12 protein-coding genes are annotated in these 16,976 nt (G+C 55.4%); 5 read left to right on the top strand and 7 right to left on the bottom strand.

What is annotated here, in order from left to right; genetic code table 11:
- Positions 1 to 255: 255 nt before the first annotated feature.
- Together IGS51_RS17570 and IGS51_RS17565 are read right to left on the bottom strand one after the other, a co-directional pair.
- Positions 256 to 1,248 carry a hypothetical protein gene (locus IGS51_RS17570; protein WP_297080109.1) on the bottom strand — a complete coding sequence of 331 codons (993 nt, stop codon included), beginning with the start codon at positions 1,246 to 1,248 and terminating at the stop codon, positions 256 to 258.
- Positions 1,249 to 1,264: 16 nt separating this feature from the next.
- Entirely contained in the window at positions 1,265 to 1,861 is a 597-nt protein-coding gene (locus IGS51_RS17565; RefSeq protein WP_297080108.1) for a DUF4126 domain-containing protein, read from the bottom strand.
- A gap of 1,080 nt (positions 1,862 to 2,941) precedes the next feature.
- On the opposite strand from IGS51_RS17565, the gene IGS51_RS17560 reads away from it, so the two are divergent.
- From IGS51_RS17560 to IGS51_RS17540, 5 genes are all read left to right on the top strand, one after another.
- The gene (locus tag IGS51_RS17560; RefSeq protein WP_297080107.1) at positions 2,942 to 4,606 is read left to right on the top strand and encodes an alkaline phosphatase family protein; all 1,665 of its coding nucleotides are present in this window, start codon (positions 2,942 to 2,944) and stop codon (positions 4,604 to 4,606) included.
- A gap of 129 nt (positions 4,607 to 4,735) precedes the next feature.
- Positions 4,736 to 5,728: a glycosyltransferase family 2 protein gene (locus IGS51_RS17555; RefSeq protein WP_297080106.1), complete on the top strand. Its 993-nt coding sequence runs from the start codon at positions 4,736 to 4,738 to the stop codon at positions 5,726 to 5,728.
- Positions 5,729 to 5,846: 118 nt separating this feature from the next.
- Positions 5,847 to 7,277, top strand: a complete 1,431-nt coding sequence (locus IGS51_RS17550) for an oligosaccharide flippase family protein (RefSeq protein ID WP_297080105.1) — start codon at positions 5,847 to 5,849, stop codon at positions 7,275 to 7,277.
- 12 nt (positions 7,278 to 7,289) lie between these two features.
- Positions 7,290 to 8,384, top strand: a complete 1,095-nt coding sequence (locus IGS51_RS17545) for a glycosyltransferase family 4 protein (protein WP_297080104.1) — start codon at positions 7,290 to 7,292, stop codon at positions 8,382 to 8,384.
- Between the two features lie 158 nt (positions 8,385 to 8,542).
- On the top strand, positions 8,543 to 9,916 hold the full coding sequence (locus IGS51_RS17540) for a metallophosphoesterase family protein (RefSeq protein WP_297080103.1): 1,374 nt from the start codon (positions 8,543 to 8,545) through the stop codon (positions 9,914 to 9,916).
- Between the two features lie 65 nt (positions 9,917 to 9,981).
- On the opposite strand, the gene IGS51_RS17535 is transcribed toward IGS51_RS17540, so the two are convergent.
- From IGS51_RS17535 to IGS51_RS17515, 5 genes are all read right to left on the bottom strand, one after another.
- On the bottom strand, positions 9,982 to 10,566 hold the full coding sequence (locus tag IGS51_RS17535) for a PEP-CTERM sorting domain-containing protein (protein WP_297080102.1): 585 nt from the start codon (positions 10,564 to 10,566) through the stop codon (positions 9,982 to 9,984).
- A 24-nt stretch (positions 10,567 to 10,590) separates the two neighbouring features.
- Positions 10,591 to 12,996, bottom strand: a complete 2,406-nt coding sequence (locus IGS51_RS17530) for a GAF domain-containing protein (RefSeq protein WP_297080101.1) — start codon at positions 12,994 to 12,996, stop codon at positions 10,591 to 10,593.
- A 367-nt stretch (positions 12,997 to 13,363) separates the two neighbouring features.
- On the bottom strand, positions 13,364 to 14,443 hold the full coding sequence (locus IGS51_RS17525) for an ABC transporter ATP-binding protein (protein ID WP_297080100.1): 1,080 nt from the start codon (positions 14,441 to 14,443) through the stop codon (positions 13,364 to 13,366).
- Between the two features lie 112 nt (positions 14,444 to 14,555).
- Entirely contained in the window at positions 14,556 to 15,407 is an 852-nt protein-coding gene (locus tag IGS51_RS17520) for an ABC transporter permease (protein ID WP_297080099.1), read from the bottom strand.
- A 324-nt stretch (positions 15,408 to 15,731) separates the two neighbouring features.
- Positions 15,732 to 16,646: a glycosyltransferase family 2 protein gene (locus tag IGS51_RS17515; protein WP_297080098.1), complete on the bottom strand. Its 915-nt coding sequence runs from the start codon at positions 16,644 to 16,646 to the stop codon at positions 15,732 to 15,734.
- Positions 16,647 to 16,976: the final 330 nt, after the last annotated feature.

The raw sequence follows: 16,976 nt of genomic DNA, 5'->3' as shown, positions 1-16,976 counted from the left end.
GATATCCAAACTATTCAAAATTCCAAAAGCTTTAGCAGGTAATACCAAGCTTCTCGCCTAGAGAAGCTGGAGCTTAGAAATCAGGAAGGGCATCGGCGACTGACCGTGTTTCGTCTCGATGCCCTTGCTGGTTCGCTCCTCACACTGATGAAAATATATCAGACCCTTCCCGGTCTTGTCAGCGCCTCAGTGCCAATGATTAACAATTCCTATAATTGTCACAGTCTTTACACTTTCCTTCCTACAAGAAAATCTCTACAGGGAGGATGGAGCCGCTACTTGCAACGGCTCTTCTAGCAGCCAGCGCAACGTCTGCTGTGCGGCTCGCACCAGCCCCAGCCGCGCCTGCGCCAGTTCCAGTTGGTGAACCGCCACGTCGCCAAAGATGCGACAGCTTGCGTCAAAGTCATATACACAGCGGCTGAGGGACTGAGCCAGGGCGATCGCCGAACCGTGCTGGATTGAACCCAGCGCATCCACGCTATCCAGCAAGTGCCCGATTAGCCGCTGCTCGGCGGGCGCTTGGGTGCGGAGCGTTCCTTCCGCCGTGAGCCAGGGCAAGGGCATGGGCCACGCCAGTTCACCCTCGATTGCTCCCGGCAACTCAAAGCGAACCAGTCCGACCCGCTCTGCCAATGCCAAGAGGTTGCAGCATCGGGCATGGGCCGCCTGCATTTCAAACCATTGGTCTTGAAACCTTTTGTCTTGAAGAAATTGGTCTTGAGGCCTTTCGTCTTGAAGTCTTTCGTCTTGCAACCGTCCTGGAGACGGTTGGACATGGGTCAGCAGGGCTGAGTTCCAGATAGCACGGTCTGGCTCAGGCTCAGGAAAAAAATCGGGCGACTGGGACTCGGCAGGTCTGCTAAATTGCTGCAACCATGCCGCCAGCAGGCGATCGCCCAAGTGAACCTGCACCAGATGCTTTTGGGCAACCCGGAGCGAGCTATCGGCCCAGTCTGCCTTGTCCACAGTCGATGCTGTCCAGCGTTCAGCCAGTCGGATGGCAAGGTCTTCGGTCGGAATGCCCAGGTTTGCCGCCAGTCGGGGGGCGATCGCCGAACTGTAGACCACCCCCATCGGCGCATCTACCCGACGCAGGGCAATCTGGCCTTGCAAGTCCGGCACATTGCGAAGCGCGGGGTGGACAATTGCTGCTTGCCAACAGGTGGCCAGCGCGGCTTCTAGGCGCGATCGCACACTCCACACGCCCGCCAGCCCAGTCTGCTTCTGGCTCAATTCATCTTGCATAGCAGGTGCTGCATGGCTAATCTGGGTCTTGTTTGCCGCGTCGGGGAAACCGGCGATCGCCCCCGTTGGCCTGGGCTTGATACCACTGCCGCCACTCTGCCGTGCTGCGAATTGCCAGCCACAGCAACAGCAGCGCAATCAGCCCCCCTTGGCGCGGCGCATCAAAGGCAAATAGCACCAGCAGCACACAGAGAAAATCTTGCAGAAAAATGGCCCAGAGCGGCAGCCCCCGCAGCCGATAAAACCAGCCCACCTGCACCAACTGAAACACCAGCGCCAGCAGCCCGCTAACCAACGCCGCCACGGGCACTAGCTCTTGGCTCGTTTGCATGAGGCGGGCGACTGTTATTCCGGCGATCGCCCCCACCACCGGGCTACACGCCAGTTCCACAATTTGCAACAGTCGTTGGGCAAGTCGGTCTTTAGAAAACAGCAGTTCCACGAGCGACCAGCTCACCAAAACTCCCAACACCAGCGGAGGCGGCACCTGCGACAGCAGCGGCACCGACGACCAAAGCGACTCGCGCTGCAACAGCCCAATCAACAGCAACGGCAACGCAATCCGCATCCCTGTGGCGGCTGAAATTGAAAGGATAGCCAAAACTTCAACCATGACGAGCCATCACAGGCGTTGAATCGCGTTGAGTCGGGTGGATTAGTCGGGTGGGTTATACGTTGAATTGTTACGCAGTTCTCTCGTTCGCACAATTGCCATGCAAGCGCTGTGCAGATGCGTAAGCCCTGGGAAGGGCGATCACCCACAGATTTGTGAACGCTGGCTTGAGAACCGAGCCATCAAGTCGGATTTCAACACAGCCCGTTTGTCTAGCCAGTCTGTATCACGGCTTACATCGTGGTTTTGCTTTGAAGTTTGAGTCTAGTCCTAGAAGAGGAAATATAATTCCTGTATAAAAAGAAACCTTATCCGCTCCAGCACACAGGCAATAGAGTTGCACTAGATGCATGTTTGAAGAGTCTTTAAAGACCGTTTAAAGACTCTCTAAAGAATCACTCCGGAGAAAAAACTGGTTTCTCAATTCCTCCTAATTAGTTTAGGTTTGTCGTCCTTCAAAAATTAATCAAGACATTACAATCAACGCCTGTAAATAACCCGGATCTCGCTCTGGGAAGCGAAACCAACCTGGTTATCCATGAATTCACGAACTGCTATGTGTGGCTCCAAAACTATGTCTAAAGCGGTATAAGTCAGAAACTTACTGAATCGAGAGCTTCACTATCCCTTACAAAAAAGGAGAGAATTTCAGATTCTAGACAAAGTTTCCATAAAGTTCTCAGTGAGGGCTAGAAGCCCGTCCGTAATTTGACTATGATTTCGAGCAATACAGTATAAAGCTCCGTGATTTCACATAGTTTTAGCCTGGTTCTGGCTTGGTTTTGGCTTGCGAGTTTTTCTCACAAAGTTTTTGCATAGCGCTTAAGGCGTGCGCTTGAGCAGTTTCCGAATCTTTCGGATGGGTGTTGGGGCAGATCGCTAAGTCTTTAGGCAAGCGTTCTCGGAGCGGGCGATCGCCAGGGAATCAGTCTGCGCTCAGTTCGCAGCACCCGTTTATGCATCGCCAGTTCCCGACAGTGGGCAGTAGCCTTCGTCGTCTTGCTCTCGGTTTCCCAAGGCTGGGCACGTCTTCGCCTGGTTTCAGTTCATTAGTTGTGCATTGTTTTGTCGGAGGATAGTGTGAAAACTCCCGTAGTTGCGATTGGATTAGATGCTGCTGACCCAGTGGTTCTCGAGGAGTGGATGTCTCAGGGGCATCTCAAGAATCTCAGTCGTGTCCGTGAGCAGGGGGCCTACGGTCGCCTAGAAAACATCGTGAACTACTGCGGTGTGCCGACACCTGCTGCTTCGACTGAGCGGCTGTGGGCTATGACTTGGACAGGCTGTATGCCTGACAAGACAGGCTTTTGGGGCACGTCCAAGTTTTATCCCGAAAGCTACGGCATTGACCGAGACATTCTCAAGGTCGGCTGCGATTTTGAGCAAAATCCTCCCTTTTATGCCCTTGGCGAAGACTATCGGGTATTTGTGCTAGACCCGCCGACTTCGGGCCTGTCGAGCCAAGTCAACGGGCTTCAGGTTCTCGCGTGGGGCGGACATTACCCCTTCACTCCCAGTGTGTCTGTTCCCGCAGAGGTGCTGCCGGAAATGATTCGGGAATATGGGGAAAATCCGGTTCTCTACAAAGACGATGGCATCTGGTGGGACAAGGCTTACGAAAAGTGGGTTCCCGGCGCAATCCGAGAGAGCGTAGAGAAGCGTGCCCAGGTTTGCCGCGACTATCTCAAGAAAGAGGATTGGGATTTCTTCTTTGTTGGGTTTGGAGAAGCGCATACCGCTGGGCATGACCTCTGGTATACCCATTACGATCACCCTGTATACGAATTCCACGGCAAGCCTGCGGGCCCGCTGATGCTGGAGGCGTTTGAGAATATCGACCGGGCGATCGGCGAGATTTTGGATGCCGTGCCAGAAAATGCCTACATTACGCTCTTTTCGCCCCACGGCATGGGCGCAAACTACACGGACTTGCTGAGTATGGCCGTGCTGCCGGAGATGATGTATCGCTTTAACTTTGGCAAGGCGGCGATCGCCCCAGGAAACCCCAGCGAAGAGCCAGGCCCAATCATCAGCCATCCGTTCCGCAAGTCTTGGATGGGTGAAATGTGGGCGCGGAACTATGAGCAAAATCCCCTTAAGCGAGCGCTGCGTCCTTACTTACCCAGCAAACTCCTGCGCGATCGCCTGAATGGGTTGGAATCGCCCTACGTGCTAATGGAGCAAAACGCGCCGCTGTTCTGGATGCCAGCCATGTGGTATCGCCCGCTGTGGTCGCAGATGCGGGCCTTCGCGCTGCCCTACTTTGCCGATGGCCACGTTCGCATCAACGTCCAGGGGCGCGAGGGCAGTGGCATTGTGCCGCCGTCTGAATACGATGCCGTCTGTGAAGAGGTGATCGAAAAGCTTTGGAAGCTCAAGGATGCCAGAACAGGCAAGTCCATCGTGCGGCAAATTTCTCGCACTCGCCGCACGCCGTTTGACGAGGGCAATCTCTCGGATGCAGACATTGTGGTGGTCTGGGAAGAAGTGATTACCGATGTGGTAGACAGCCCCGACTTTGGGCGAATTGGTCCCATTCCCCACTTCCGGGCAGGCGGGCATCGGTCTAGAGGATTCTTCATGGCTAAAGGGCCGGGCATTGCGCCTAATTCCAGCATTGAGCGCGGTCAGGCACTCGATATTGCGCCGACGATTTTGGGGCTGCTGGGTGCGCCCATTCCCGATCGCCTGGATGGAACGCCGCTGCTGGAAGTGTCCTCTGTCCGGTCGGCGGCTATTCGGTAACAGGCTTCTATCATTCAGACTTCCACATTCATGAATCGAGGCGCGGGCTGTGGAGGCGATCTCGTCGCACTTGCAGCCCGTCCTGCCTCATAAGCAACCGATTTTTGCAGATCTACCCCAGCGCTTCCTATGAATCCCGAAGTCTCTGTTATCATCCCTGCTTACAACACTGAGTTGTATATCGCACGGGCGATCGCCTCAGCCCTCGACCAAACCCTGCTCAACATCGAGGTTCTCGTAGTAGACGATGCCTCGACCGATAGCACCGCAGAGGTCGCCAGGCGCTTTCAAGATGAGCGGGTTCGGGTCTTTGTGAATGACCGGAATATGGGGGCAGCGGGCGCTCGCAATCGCGCTCTGCGAGAAGCCCGAGGCAACTGGATTGCCGTGCTAGACTCCGATGACTGGTACGCCCCGGAGCGCCTAGAACGTCTTCTCCAGGTTGCCCAAGCAGAGCAGGCAGATATGGTAGCCGACGACCTTTATTACGTGCAGGATGGCAGCGACACCCCTCTAAGCACGTTAATTCAGGGAAGCGGGCACGCGATTACAGAAATCCGCCGAGTCGATCCGGTCTTCTTTGTGGAAACCGATGTCTACGGACAGCAGGGGCTACACCTGGGATTGAGCAAGCCGCTGATGCGCCGTCAGTTCTTGATTAAACACGGCATTGAGTATGACCTCTCGCTGCGCCTTGGGCAAGACTTCTGGCTGTATATGAACTGCCTGATTAATGGCGCACGCTATTTTCTCGTGCCAGAGCCATATTACTACTACCGCTTCCGCCCCAACTCCTTGGTCAAGCAGAGCAAAATTGCTCGACTAGACGGCTACTGCCGCGCAGCTCAAAGCTTCTTGCAAAAAGAGACGGTCAGGAGCAATCCTCGACTTGTGCGATCGCTCTCTCATAATCTTGCCGTCTTCAAGCGCAACCGAGCCTACTATCGAGTGGTTGAACCGCTCAAGCAAAAGCAGCATTTCAAGGCCTTGATCGCCGCCGTGCGAAATCCCTATTTCTTCGTGCATTTTGCAAGTCAGCTGAGCAATATTCTGCAACGGCGCTGGCGCTATTATTTCCAAAAAAATGCACTTGCCTACGAAACTCGCTTATCCAACCAATAGTTTTGATCACTCAGCAAATTGTGATTCGCGGTGAAGCCTCTTATCTCAATGAGCAAATTGGAACGGGCGATCGCAGTAGAGACTCGATTTCGATATATCCAAAAGAGGATCGCTATTGATGATAGGAAAGCGACTACTTGGAAATTCATTCTCAATTTTCATAACGCGCCTGACTCAAAGTATCACTACATTTGCACTCAGCGCACTTATCGCTCGTTTGTTAGGCGCATACGAACTGGGTCAATATCTTCTCGCTTTTGGATACTATTTTATTTTCATGAGCCTCGCCTCGCAGGGGTTCAAGGTCTTGTTCACGCGAGAGCTTTCTCGCAACCCAGAACAAACTCCAACCTATTTGGTAAGCGGCACCCTACTGCAACTTCTATTCAGCACCATTGCCTATGCAGTCTTGGTACTTGTTGTGTATTTATTACCCTATCAGGACGACACAACGCTGGTTTGTTACGTCATGGGGCTGACTATTTTCCCATTCTCTTTGTCAAACATATCAGAGGCTATCTTCCAGTCCAAAGAGAAGATGTATCTGATTGCTGCTACCACGGTTCCGGTTTACATTTTGCGTCTGCCCGTGATGATTTGGGCAATGCAGTCAGGGTACGGGGTTGTTGGGCTGAGCTTGGTGATGTTTTTCTCGGAAATACTCATCTTATTTTTTCAGTGGGGGTTGTTGCTGAGATCGGTCATTCCCTGCTGGAAGGTTGATCGAGCATTTATCCGACAATCGGTGCAGTCGGTGCGGACGTTTGTTGCAATTGAAGGCGTTTCAGTGATCAACGCTCGGATGCAAATCCTGATTCTTTCGGTGCTAGGCGGAGAGGTTATCGTTGGTCTTTACGGGGCCATTATGCAACTAATGCAGCCCTTCGATATTTTATCGACTAGCCTCACGGTCGGCGTTTTTCCGAGCATGTCAAAGGCGGTGGATCTTGGGCGACACAAGCAGCGGCAGCTTGCTGAAATGAGCATGGAGATGCTGTTGATGGTGTCTTTGCCCTTGGTCATAGCGCTGATCTTTTTTGGCAAAGAGTTGCTAAACCTGGTTTACCACAGACCTGATTTTGGAAATGCCGCAGTTCCCCTAGCTATTGTTTCGCTAGGGCTGATTGCATCTTCATATATTCGCCCTCTGAGCTATCTTCTGGTTGCCAATCGCCTCGAACATATCAATATGCGTGAGGTGATAGTAACCACAACGCTAACGGGTATCACGGGCATTATTTTGATTTCCCAGTTTCAACTAATGGGGGCGGCAGTTTGCGTTTTGCTCATGCGGTTCATCAGTCTCGGACAGTATATCTACGGCGTTTCGTTTAACTTATTCTCAGTTCGATTTTGGAAGTCCCTCAAGCGTCCACTTTTAATCGCAGGGCAGATGACGCTAGTATTTTGGGTTCTCGAAAGCCATGTTCAAGAAATTTTGAAAATTACCACTATTTCAACTGTGGTTTATCTTTTGCTCGTGGGTGCGATGGTGACGTTTCAGGCGGGTGGAGTCAGAGTAGTTTACACAAAGCTGTTGCAGAAATAGGCGGGGTCACTGATGAAGGTTGTTTTATTGCACTTTTGCTTTACGGAATATACCGTTGGGCTGGCCAATGGATTAGCGAATTATGTTGATTTAACGTTGATTCATCCAGAAAAGATTTCTGCGGACTGTCGCAAAGCGCTCGATCCGCGCGTCAAGGTGCGGACGTTTGCCAAGCCTCGGATTCGCGATCCGCGCAATGTGTTTGCAATGGCGGAGATGATGCGGCTGATTCGGGAGGCTCAACCCGATGTGCTGCATGTGCAGGAGACAAACGACTTTTGGTATGACCTGACGCTGTTCTTCAACTCAATGCCGCCGCTGGTGACCACGATTCACGATGTGTTTCGACATCCGGGCGATCGCGACAATGTGTGGGGGTCTGAATATACCCGCCGCATCGCGTTCTACAAGTCGCAGGCGCTGATCGTCCATGCCAATCCGCTCAAAGAAGCCCTAGTGAGCCAGTTTCGAGTGTCGGGCGATCGCATTTTGGTCTTACCCCACGGCGAGATTGGTAGCTTTTTCCAAAAATGGGCGGATGGCGTGCATCTGCCGCGCGAACCCTACACCCTGCTGTTTTTTGGTCGCATCTGGCCTTACAAGGGCTTGAGGTATCTGGTGGAAGCCATGCCGCTGGTAGCAGAGCGCTTCCCCGATGTGCGGCTGATTGTTGCGGGGCGGGGAGAAAACCTGAGCCAGTATTTTTCTGGGGAACCGGACCCCCGCCAGTTTGAAATTTTGAACGAGTTTATTCCCCTCAAGGCGGTGGCAGGGCTATTTCAGCGCAGCACCGTGACGGTCTTGCCCTATGTCGAGTCTTCCCAAAGTGGCGTGGCGGCTGTGGCGTTTGCGATGGGAACCCCTGTGATCGCCTCTAATATTGGCGGGCTGGCAGAAATGGTCAACCACGGGCAAGACGGACTGCTGGTTCCTCCCGGAGACAGCCGCGCCCTAGCAGACGCAATCATTCACCTGTTGAGCGATCGCGCTTTACAAGAGCGCTTTGCGGCCGCTGGTTTGGCCCGCTGCCAGACTGACCTGAACTGGTCCAATATTGCGGCAAGCACCGTGGAAATCTATCAACGGGCGATCGCCGCAAAACGATAGACCGTTAGACCGATAGACCAAACTCAATAGCCCTGAGGCCGATGTTCTCAATCCCTTCCTCTGGGGACTGACCTCACACACGCTTCGGGCTGTTTTTCCCAAAATTCCTAAAGTTCTAGAGTCTGTAAACCCTTGTAAAACTCTCTACCGAAACCATCATGGCTCGTCATCGAACTCCATCGGTTCCACGCTGGCGGTTTGTCAGCAAGTCCCTTCCCAAGTGGCTCATTGCGCTGGCGCTGGCGCTGCTGTTTCTCTTCTTCAGCGCAACGGTTGCCTACTCTGCCTACAAAGCACACCGCCGCCGCCCACCCGATCAGGTGCATCTCGCTTGGATTAAAGATCCCGCGACGACCATGACCATCGTTTGGCGCACCTACCGAGACTACACCCCCTCCTACGTACGATATCGTCCGAAGGGCACTGAGGCGTGGCAAGAGTGGGTAGGAGTCCAACGTCCTTCTGGCACAGAGGGCATGTTGCACGAAGTTACCCTCGAAGACCTTTCCCCCAACACCGAATATGAATACCGAGTGAAAGGTGACTACTGGTCAGTCTGGAGCGATCCCTACACGTTCCGAACCGCTCCAGCAGGGGGCGCGAGTGAGTTTGACGTGGTGTACGTTGCCGATACGGGGCTAGTGGGGCGCAAAGACGGACTCTCGACCGGAACCCAGCAGATTATCGACGAAATTGCCAAGCTGAATCCTTTGCTAGTGCTGGGTGGCGGCGATTACGCCTACTACGATGGCGACAAACGCTATCGGCCGCTCGATCGGGCGATCGATGCCTGGTTTAACCAAATGATGCCTGTGGCCAGCAAAGCCGCGCTGATGCCAACCTATGGCAATCATGAGGCTATGTTGGAGGAGAACATCGATCTCTGGTCGCAACGCTTTCCCACGCCCGCTGGGTTTGACCATAACCTGAACTACTCCTTCGACGTGGGCAATGTCCACTTTATCTCTCTGTTCACGATTTTTGAGGAGCAGGGCGTTTCCAACGGGACCCTGAAGTGGCTGGAGGAGGACATTCAGGCTGCGCAAGCTGCGGGCAAACGGTGGATTATTCCGTTTACCCATGTGTCGGCCTTTGCCGAGGGCAAGAGCCACCCATCTAACCTGGCGCTGCGGGCGCAGCTTGGGCCACTGCTGGAAAAGTACGGCGTGAAGCTGATTGTCTCTTCCCATGACCAAGCCTATGAGCGAACCTACCCGCTGGTCAATGTGCCCCAGTCCATCACCGCAACCTCCACTTCCAAATCTTGCTACACCCTGGAAGATGGCGTGACTTGGCTAAAGGCCAGTCCTGGAGGCAAAGAGAGCAACAAGAGCGGTTCGTTTTCAATCTTTCAGAGCGACACTGCGCCGCCCTGGACTGCCTACCGCAACAACACGATGCATGTGTTTACGCAGCTTCACTTTACGCCAGATCAGCGATTGCAGGTCAAGACTTACGGCTTGAAAGGCGATGGAAAGCCGCCCGTGGTGCTGGATGCGTTTGAGTACACGACGGGGCGCTGTGGCGCGTGATGGTTTAGCGGTCTATTTAGCGGTCTATTCAGCGGTCTACGCTGTTGGCGCTGGATTCGCGAGATCTATTGCTTTCGCTTGCGGCGCAGGCCAACCCCCAATACGCCTGCGCCCACCAGCCCCAGCAGGCTAGAAGGTTCAGGCGTGGGGGCGATCGCCACGTCCAGGTCTTTGAACGACACGCGGGTCTGCCCCAGTCCATCGACTCCAGAGAAGCCCTCTGCTCCCAGCCCCTTGGTTAGGGTAACGCCGTAGGTCGGGTCAGATTCTAGGCTGGTGCCGGTGGCCGTGGTGCTGGTGCTGCCGAAGAGGGCGATCGCCGTGTTGGTAAAGGCCCGCTGGTTGGTCCAGTTGCCCAGATCGTCGTCAAAATAGCTAAAGACGTTTTCCGTGTTGGGAATTTCGCCCGGAACCTCGCTGCCCTTGAGCGAGGTTTTGCCGCCAAAGGTTGCCGTTTTCGTCAGCGGGTCGTAGGTGTCGCCTTCAGTTAGGTAGATGGCTTTTACGCCAGAAATCGTCCAGTTGCCGTTCTTCTCACCCGGCTCTGAGCCAGTCAGGTCAGCAATGAACACGCCATTCTGACCCAGCACCTTGAAATTGACATCTTCTGTGTCGGTGTCCGTCACCACCAGCGCTGTGTTCTCATCCACCCCAAAGGCAGTGTCAATCAGCGTTTATGCGTTGGCGTGGGTGTCGCGGCTGGCGGGGATAGCAGTGATGACATCCTGGGGCTGCCCAGCCAGCGGCAACGCTAGCACAAAGGTCGTCTGCCCCGAGGCGCTCTTGACCGACAACTGTCCGCCGATGAGAACAGCCAGTTTTCGAGCCAGCGCCAGGCCCAGGCCCGTGCCGCCATATTTCCAGGGGTCGTTGTTGGGAATGCGATAGAACTTTTCAAAGATGCGATCGCGCTCCTCGGCAGGAATTTCTACCCCCGTATTCGTCACGCAAATCCGCAGTTGCCTGGGAACCGATATCGCTTCAGCCTCACCCCCAGTCTGTTCAGCAGCTTGTTTAATATCCTCGATATCCTCAATATTCTCAATATCCTGTTCGATTCGGACTTGAATCTCGCCGCCCGCAGGCGTGTACTTGCAGGCATTGTGCAGCAGTTCCGAAAGAATGCGCTCTAGGTAGCTGAGGTCGGTGGTCAATGGCTTCAGGTCGTTTGGAACCTGAAGTTCCAGGTGTTGCTGCTGGTTGTGGACATATTGCAGAAATGGCTCCGCAATGTGAGGCAGAATATCCCGCAGGTTTACCGTCGTCCACAGAAGCGGCTCCGTTTCTGAGTCTACGCGGGCCAGTTCGAGCAGATCGTTAATTAAACTGGTCTCCCGGAGGCTTTCTTCTTTCAGAATTTGCACAAAGGGGGCGGCGTGCCGGAGCAGTTGCACGGCTAGCGGCTCGGTCACGCTGTTGGTCATGTCGCGCAGAGTGATTTCGAGCATCTGCGTCGCCATCGAGATATTCGACAAGGGCGTTCGCAGCTCATGAGACACCGTATTGAGAAAGTCGTCCTTAAGCTGGTTGAGGCGTTCTAGCTCGGCGACCTGAGCCTGGGCAGCCTGAAACAGACGGGCCTGGCGAATGGCGATCGCACATTGAATCGCAACCTGCTCTGCCAGCCGAATTTCCTGCTCGGTAAACACCCGCTCTGCCGGACAGACCAATGACAAGATACCCAGATTTCCTTGCTCGTCGGCAACCGGACAGCGAAACAGCCCCACCCAACTCGTTAGCGGGTGCCGACTACAGACATGGCTATAGGTGCGCGTGTAAAGGCAGGCTGCGACATCGTAATGCTCATCACAGTTAAATTGCGTGCCCTGAATCGGGGGCAAGTTGATGGGATATTCATAGGCAATGGTGTAGATCCGGCTGTCATTGCTAAAAAAACCAACTTCACAGGAGTCTAAATGCAATTGCTCGGCTAGCTCTTGCACCGCTGTTTGCAAAATCTGATGCTCGTCGAGGCTGTCGCGCAGGCGATCGCTAATCCGCCGCAGCATGGCTTCAAAATCGAGCGACTGTTTAAGTTCTGCCGTGCGCTGCTGCACCTTGTCTTCCAGGCTCAGGTTTAACTGCTGCACCTGGTGATAAAGTTCTGCCTGCTGGAGGGCGATCGCCAACTGATCAGCAATATGCTGGAGCAGATCTGCCTCGCTGGTCTGCCACTGGCGATGCGTCTCGCAGCTATGCACAATCAGCAGCCCCCAGAGCATGGGCATCTCTGGAACGTTGCCTGCATCGCCAACACCCTCAGCCGCATTTCCACCATTGGTTGTCTGATCTGGGGACTGGAGAGAGCGGCGCTGCAAAATCGCCGCCACCATTTTGGACTTGACGCGAAACTGCTGCATATAGTCCGCCAGACACCCAGCCCAGGCATCCTGATACACATCGGGAACCAGCCGCGTCTTGTGCTGCTGATAAAAGGCACGACAACTGCCCCCAAAGCACCGATCTTCCAGCTTCATCTCTAGGGTCAGCGGATAGGCCGGATTTACCGATTCCTGGATCACTACGCCCGCTTCAGCGCTGATCAGCCGAAAGATCAGCGCTCGATCAACCCGTAGCACCCGCCGCACCTCCTCTACGGCCGTAGACAAGATCGTTTCCACGCTCAGCGATTGGCGGATGCGCTGAGTAATGCCCCGCAGGACGTGTTCGCGCTGGGTTTGCTGGCGCAGCAGTTCCTCTATCTGCTGGCAGTTTTCAGGGAAATTTGCCCCGGCGTGACCGACTTCGCGCAGTGTGACCAAGCTTAGGTCGGGCAGCGCACGACTTGCGATTCCGTAGGCCACCCGTCGAGCGGTGCCGTCTTCGGCAAACAGATCCAGCTTGCCCCGGAGCGGTTCCGTCGAAGCCTGTCGGGACTCTTGACTCCGCTGCAAATCGAGGCATAGAGAGGCAGGCAGCACGTTTGCAGCGGGCTGCCCGACCAACAGCTCGCGCGATCGCCCCAACAGCCTGCAAGCCGATGCATTACAGCCCACGACACAGCCTACGGCATCAATCGCCACAACCCCGTCAAGAGACTCATCAAACAGGGCCCAAAAGGGCTGAACATCAAATAGCATAAGCGCGTCACGCAAGCATCTTGCAGCCAGAACCTCTCAGGAGCAGGCTTGATTCAAAAAATCCAACAGAATTCCAAAAAGCCCGAAAAAATGACTCTTGAGGAAAAAGTCAATATCTAAACCTAGTAGTTTTTAGAGAAATAAAGTCGAGATGCCGTATCTTTAAACGGTTTTCGAGAGATTCGGCGTGAAGTCCTGCTGCTTCTTAGAAAGTCGGCTAGAGTAAGCATTTCGATCTTATCTCACAAAAGGAAGGGGCCCTTGGGTCTTGTCTATACGTATCAATCGCAATTAAGCAACCGCTCTAGTCCCGCTCCATTGCAGATTAAACAGTCACGGTCTTGCGATCGCCCCCTTAATCTGGCAGCTAATCTGGCAGCACAATGCACGCGCCCTCTTCCCAAACCACCCCGCAGGCATCACCCTCAGCTGGGGCAACTTGTCCTCCTAGCTGCGTCGCCATTAGGCCCCCCAGCGGCGTGTCTAGCCTGCATTCCCAGACCTGGCCGATATAAGTGACTTGGCGAATCGTCGCGGCGATCGCCCCCGGTGCATCCGTCGCCACCAGCCGCACCCGCTCTGGCCGCAGCATGATGGTCGCCGCCTCGCCCACGGTCAGCCCGGTTCCGGTGGCCAGCGCCCGAAGCGGAAAGCCATTGAGGGCGATCGCCACCTGGTCGCCCTCGATCGCCTGCACCATGCCTTGCAGAAAATTTGCCTTGCCAATGAACTGCGCCACAAAATGCGAGGCGGGTCGATTGTAGATGTCCTTTGGGCTGCCCAACTGCTGCACCTGGCCGCTGTGCATCACGGCGATGCGATCGCTCAGGGCCAGCGCCTCCTCTTGGTCATGCGTCACGTAGATAAACGTCAGTCCTGTCTCGCGCTGAAGCTCCCGCAGTTCTTGCCGCACCTCTTCTCGAATCTTGGCATCCAGCGCCGACAGCGGCTCATCTAGCAGCAGCACCTTGGGACGGCTGATCAGCGCCCGCGCCAGCGCCACTCGCTGCTGCTGCCCGCCCGAAAGCTGCGACGGACGGCGATCGCCCAGCCCCTCAATCCGAAACATCCGCATCGCCTCTGCCACTCGCGGTTCTGCCTCCGCCCGCGCCACACTTGCAATTTGCAGCGGATAGGCAATATTCTCCGCCACCGTCATGTGGGGAAACAGCGCATAGCTCTGAAACACCGTATGCACGGCCCGTCGGTAGGGCGGCAGGGTGGTCACGTCCTCGCCACCGATGCAAACCTGCCCATACTCCGGAATCTCGAACCCGCCAATCAGCCGCAGCGTTGTCGTTTTGCCCGACCCGCTCGACCCCAGCAGCGAAAAAAACTCCCCCGGCTGCACCGCCAGCGTCACGTCTTTCACCGCGTAGACTTCCTTTTGTCCACTGCCATAGATTTTGCTGACGCGATCGAGAGAAACGATGGGTTGGGAAGGCATGGAGCGGGGTTTGGTATGGAGGAGTTGAAGAGTTGGAAAGGGAACGGGCTGCGGGGGATCAGGGTTGCTGGGGATCAGGTTTACTGGGGAGGTAGACGGCTGCTTCACGCCATCACCCGTCCCGCTGCGCTTGCTGACTCAGCAGCACTAGGACGGTACTCACCGTAAGGATCAGTGTGGCGATCGCCGCGATTTCTGGCGTGATGTTGGTGCGGAGGCGACCCCAAATCTCCATCGGCAGGGTGTTGTCGCGGCCCGTGAGGAAAATGGTGACGACGACTTCATCAAAGGATAGCGTGAAGGCGAGCAAGGCTCCGGCAACCACGGCACTGCGAATGTAGGGAAACAGCACGTCTCGAAACACCTGGACGGGCGTGGCTCCCAGGTCATAGGCCGCTTCTTCTAGACTGCGGGGAAACTGGCCCAGGCGCGTTAGCATGGGCCCCAGCGCCACGGGTAGCCCAAAGATGGCATGTCCCAAAATCACGGTCCACAGCGACAGCGGCAGCCCTAGATCCGAGAAATAGGCCAACATCGCCACACCCGTCACGATTCCTGGCAACAAGATGGGCAAGTTTAGCGCAATGCGAAAGGCGTTTTTGCCCCAAAACTGGTAGCGATAAATCGCAAAAGCGGACAGTAGCGCAAAAACAGATGCCAGCACCGTCGCCACTGCCGCCACCCGAATCGAGTTGCCCAATGCCACACGCATCGCTGCATCTTCCAGGGCTATGCTATACCAGCGCAGGGTAAAGCCCTGAAACGGCAGCGATAGGATGCGCGAGTTGTTGAAGCTCATCAGCACCAGCACGCCGATGGGCAAATACAAAAAGCCAAACACTAGCACTGCCCACAGCCCCAAGGCCCAAGGGCGGCGCTGCGTTTGGCGGGGGGCGATCGCCCCAGTATCCATTGCTCCGGTATCCATTGCCCCTGTGTCCATCAACGGGTCGTCAAGTGCCATAACGTGAGTGCCATCACCATTCGCGCCACACCAGACTTATATTGACTCTGGATTGGCGATTTTGGATTACGGGTCGAGTCTCTGTGAGGCGTTCAGCGTTTTCATCTGTAGCGCGGTTTGCGGGAATGAGATTAGCCCTGTACCAACCTTAGCGCCCTATTCATAGGGCCGCATGACCACAGCTACGTCATTACCAGTGACATCCAGTGACATCCAGTGACATCCAGTGACATATTATTTGTTAGCGTATTATTTGTTGGCGGCGGATCACTAGCGGTGGATTACTAGCGCCAGATCAAGTGTCGGATCACTAGCGCCGGGTTATTAGCGCCAGATTAAGTGTCGGAGTGCTAGCCCCAGATAGCTGAGTTGTCCGTAAGCGTAGACCAAATTATCGAACCGCAGGGCGGGGTCATTGCCGTATCGCAGCGAGTGGTATAGTCCCCGCAGGAGGCGATCGCCCCCCCGCCGCACCTGCCCCAGGCCGGCTTTTCCGGTCAGGCGTTCCCGCTGATATTCGCTCACGCCCTGCCACCAGCTTCGCTCCAGAAACCACCCCTGGTGGCGGCGTTCGGGCGCGACCCGGTGGGTAACTTCGGCATCGGGCAAGTATTGAACCGTTTTGCCCTGATGCAGCGCCAGTTCTGTCAGGTGCAGTTCTTCGTTGGATAGGAGCGTGTTGCCCACGCGCCCAAGCTGCTCCGAAAAGCCGCCGACCGATTCCCAAAAGTCGCGCCGGAGGGCATAGTTCACGCCGCGTGGCGTTTGCCCCGGCTGCTGAATCTTGACTGGCGCATTGCCCAGGTCGTATGCGCCGAGGCTGCTGGCTAGGGTTGCCGAAAGCCAGCGGGGGGGCAGCCGCCCTTCCCAATCCAGCAAGACGCGCCCGCCTGCGATCGCCAGATTCTCGTCTGCCTGAAACGCTTCGGACAGCACCCGCAGCCATTGTGGAGAGGCGATCGCATCGTCATCCAAATAGGCCAGCAGGGGCGCGGCGGCGTGGGTGGCTCCGGTGTTGCGGGCGACGGATAGCCCCAGCGTCGGCTCTGGCACATAGCGCAGCCGAGAATCCTGCAAAAACGGCTCTACCATATTCCGCGTGTCATCGGTGGAGGCGTTGTCTACCACCAAAACCTCGTAGGGTTCTCTGAACTCCTGACGCAGCAGACTGGCGATCGCCCCAGCCAAATAACCAGCCCGATTATGCGTACAGATAATGGCAGAAATGCGCGGCGACATTTGGCAACCCTCAAAAGCACGTTCCAAGGCTCCAAGACACGTTTCGTTCAATGCTGCAAGGACTGACGCAGTTGGAGGATTTCTCGCGGGCTGCGCTCGCGAGAAATCCTCCAAAACCTAGAAAACTGATCGCAAGTGCGTAGGTCCTGTCTGCGTTTGACCTTGCATCTAGCCATGCGCCCGCTTATGGCTGCGGGCAACCTTTGCGAACGACTCCGATCAATGTAGATACCGTAACGCATCGTTTCACCTGGAGGTTGTTCTGCCGGATCAGCGTCACCCGGCCCAGTTGCCCAAGGACTCGACCTTGATGATTAAACTGAACGCGAT

It is taken from the genome of Thermoleptolyngbya sp. M55_K2018_002 (assembly GCF_015295965.1).
Lineage (GTDB): Bacteria > Cyanobacteriota > Cyanobacteriia > Elainellales > Elainellaceae > Thermoleptolyngbya > Thermoleptolyngbya sichuanensis.
This window is presented reverse-complemented; position numbering and strand designations above follow the sequence as displayed.

Excerpts from the sequence above, each read along its gene's own strand:
- IGS51_RS17565 (WP_297080108.1), bottom strand. The coding sequence starts at position 1,861 with ATGGTTGAAGTTTTGGCTATCCTTTCAATTTCAGCCGCCACAGGGATG.
- IGS51_RS17545 (WP_297080104.1), top strand. The coding sequence starts at position 7,290 with ATGAAGGTTGTTTTATTGCACTTTTGCTTTACGGAATATACCGTTGGG.
- IGS51_RS17555 (WP_297080106.1), top strand. The coding sequence starts at position 4,736 with ATGAATCCCGAAGTCTCTGTTATCATCCCTGCTTACAACACTGAGTTG.
- IGS51_RS17525 (WP_297080100.1), bottom strand. The coding sequence starts at position 14,443 with ATGCCTTCCCAACCCATCGTTTCTCTCGATCGCGTCAGCAAAATCTAT.
- IGS51_RS17540 (WP_297080103.1), top strand. The coding sequence starts at position 8,543 with ATGGCTCGTCATCGAACTCCATCGGTTCCACGCTGGCGGTTTGTCAGC.
- IGS51_RS17515 (WP_297080098.1), bottom strand. The coding sequence starts at position 16,646 with ATGTCGCCGCGCATTTCTGCCATTATCTGTACGCATAATCGGGCTGGT.
- IGS51_RS17530 (WP_297080101.1), bottom strand. The coding sequence starts at position 12,996 with ATGCTATTTGATGTTCAGCCCTTTTGGGCCCTGTTTGATGAGTCTCTT.
- IGS51_RS17550 (WP_297080105.1), top strand. The coding sequence starts at position 5,847 with ATGATAGGAAAGCGACTACTTGGAAATTCATTCTCAATTTTCATAACG.
- IGS51_RS17570 (WP_297080109.1), bottom strand. The coding sequence starts at position 1,248 with ATGCAAGATGAATTGAGCCAGAAGCAGACTGGGCTGGCGGGCGTGTGG.
- IGS51_RS17520 (WP_297080099.1), bottom strand. The coding sequence starts at position 15,407 with ATGGCACTTGACGACCCGTTGATGGACACAGGGGCAATGGATACCGGA.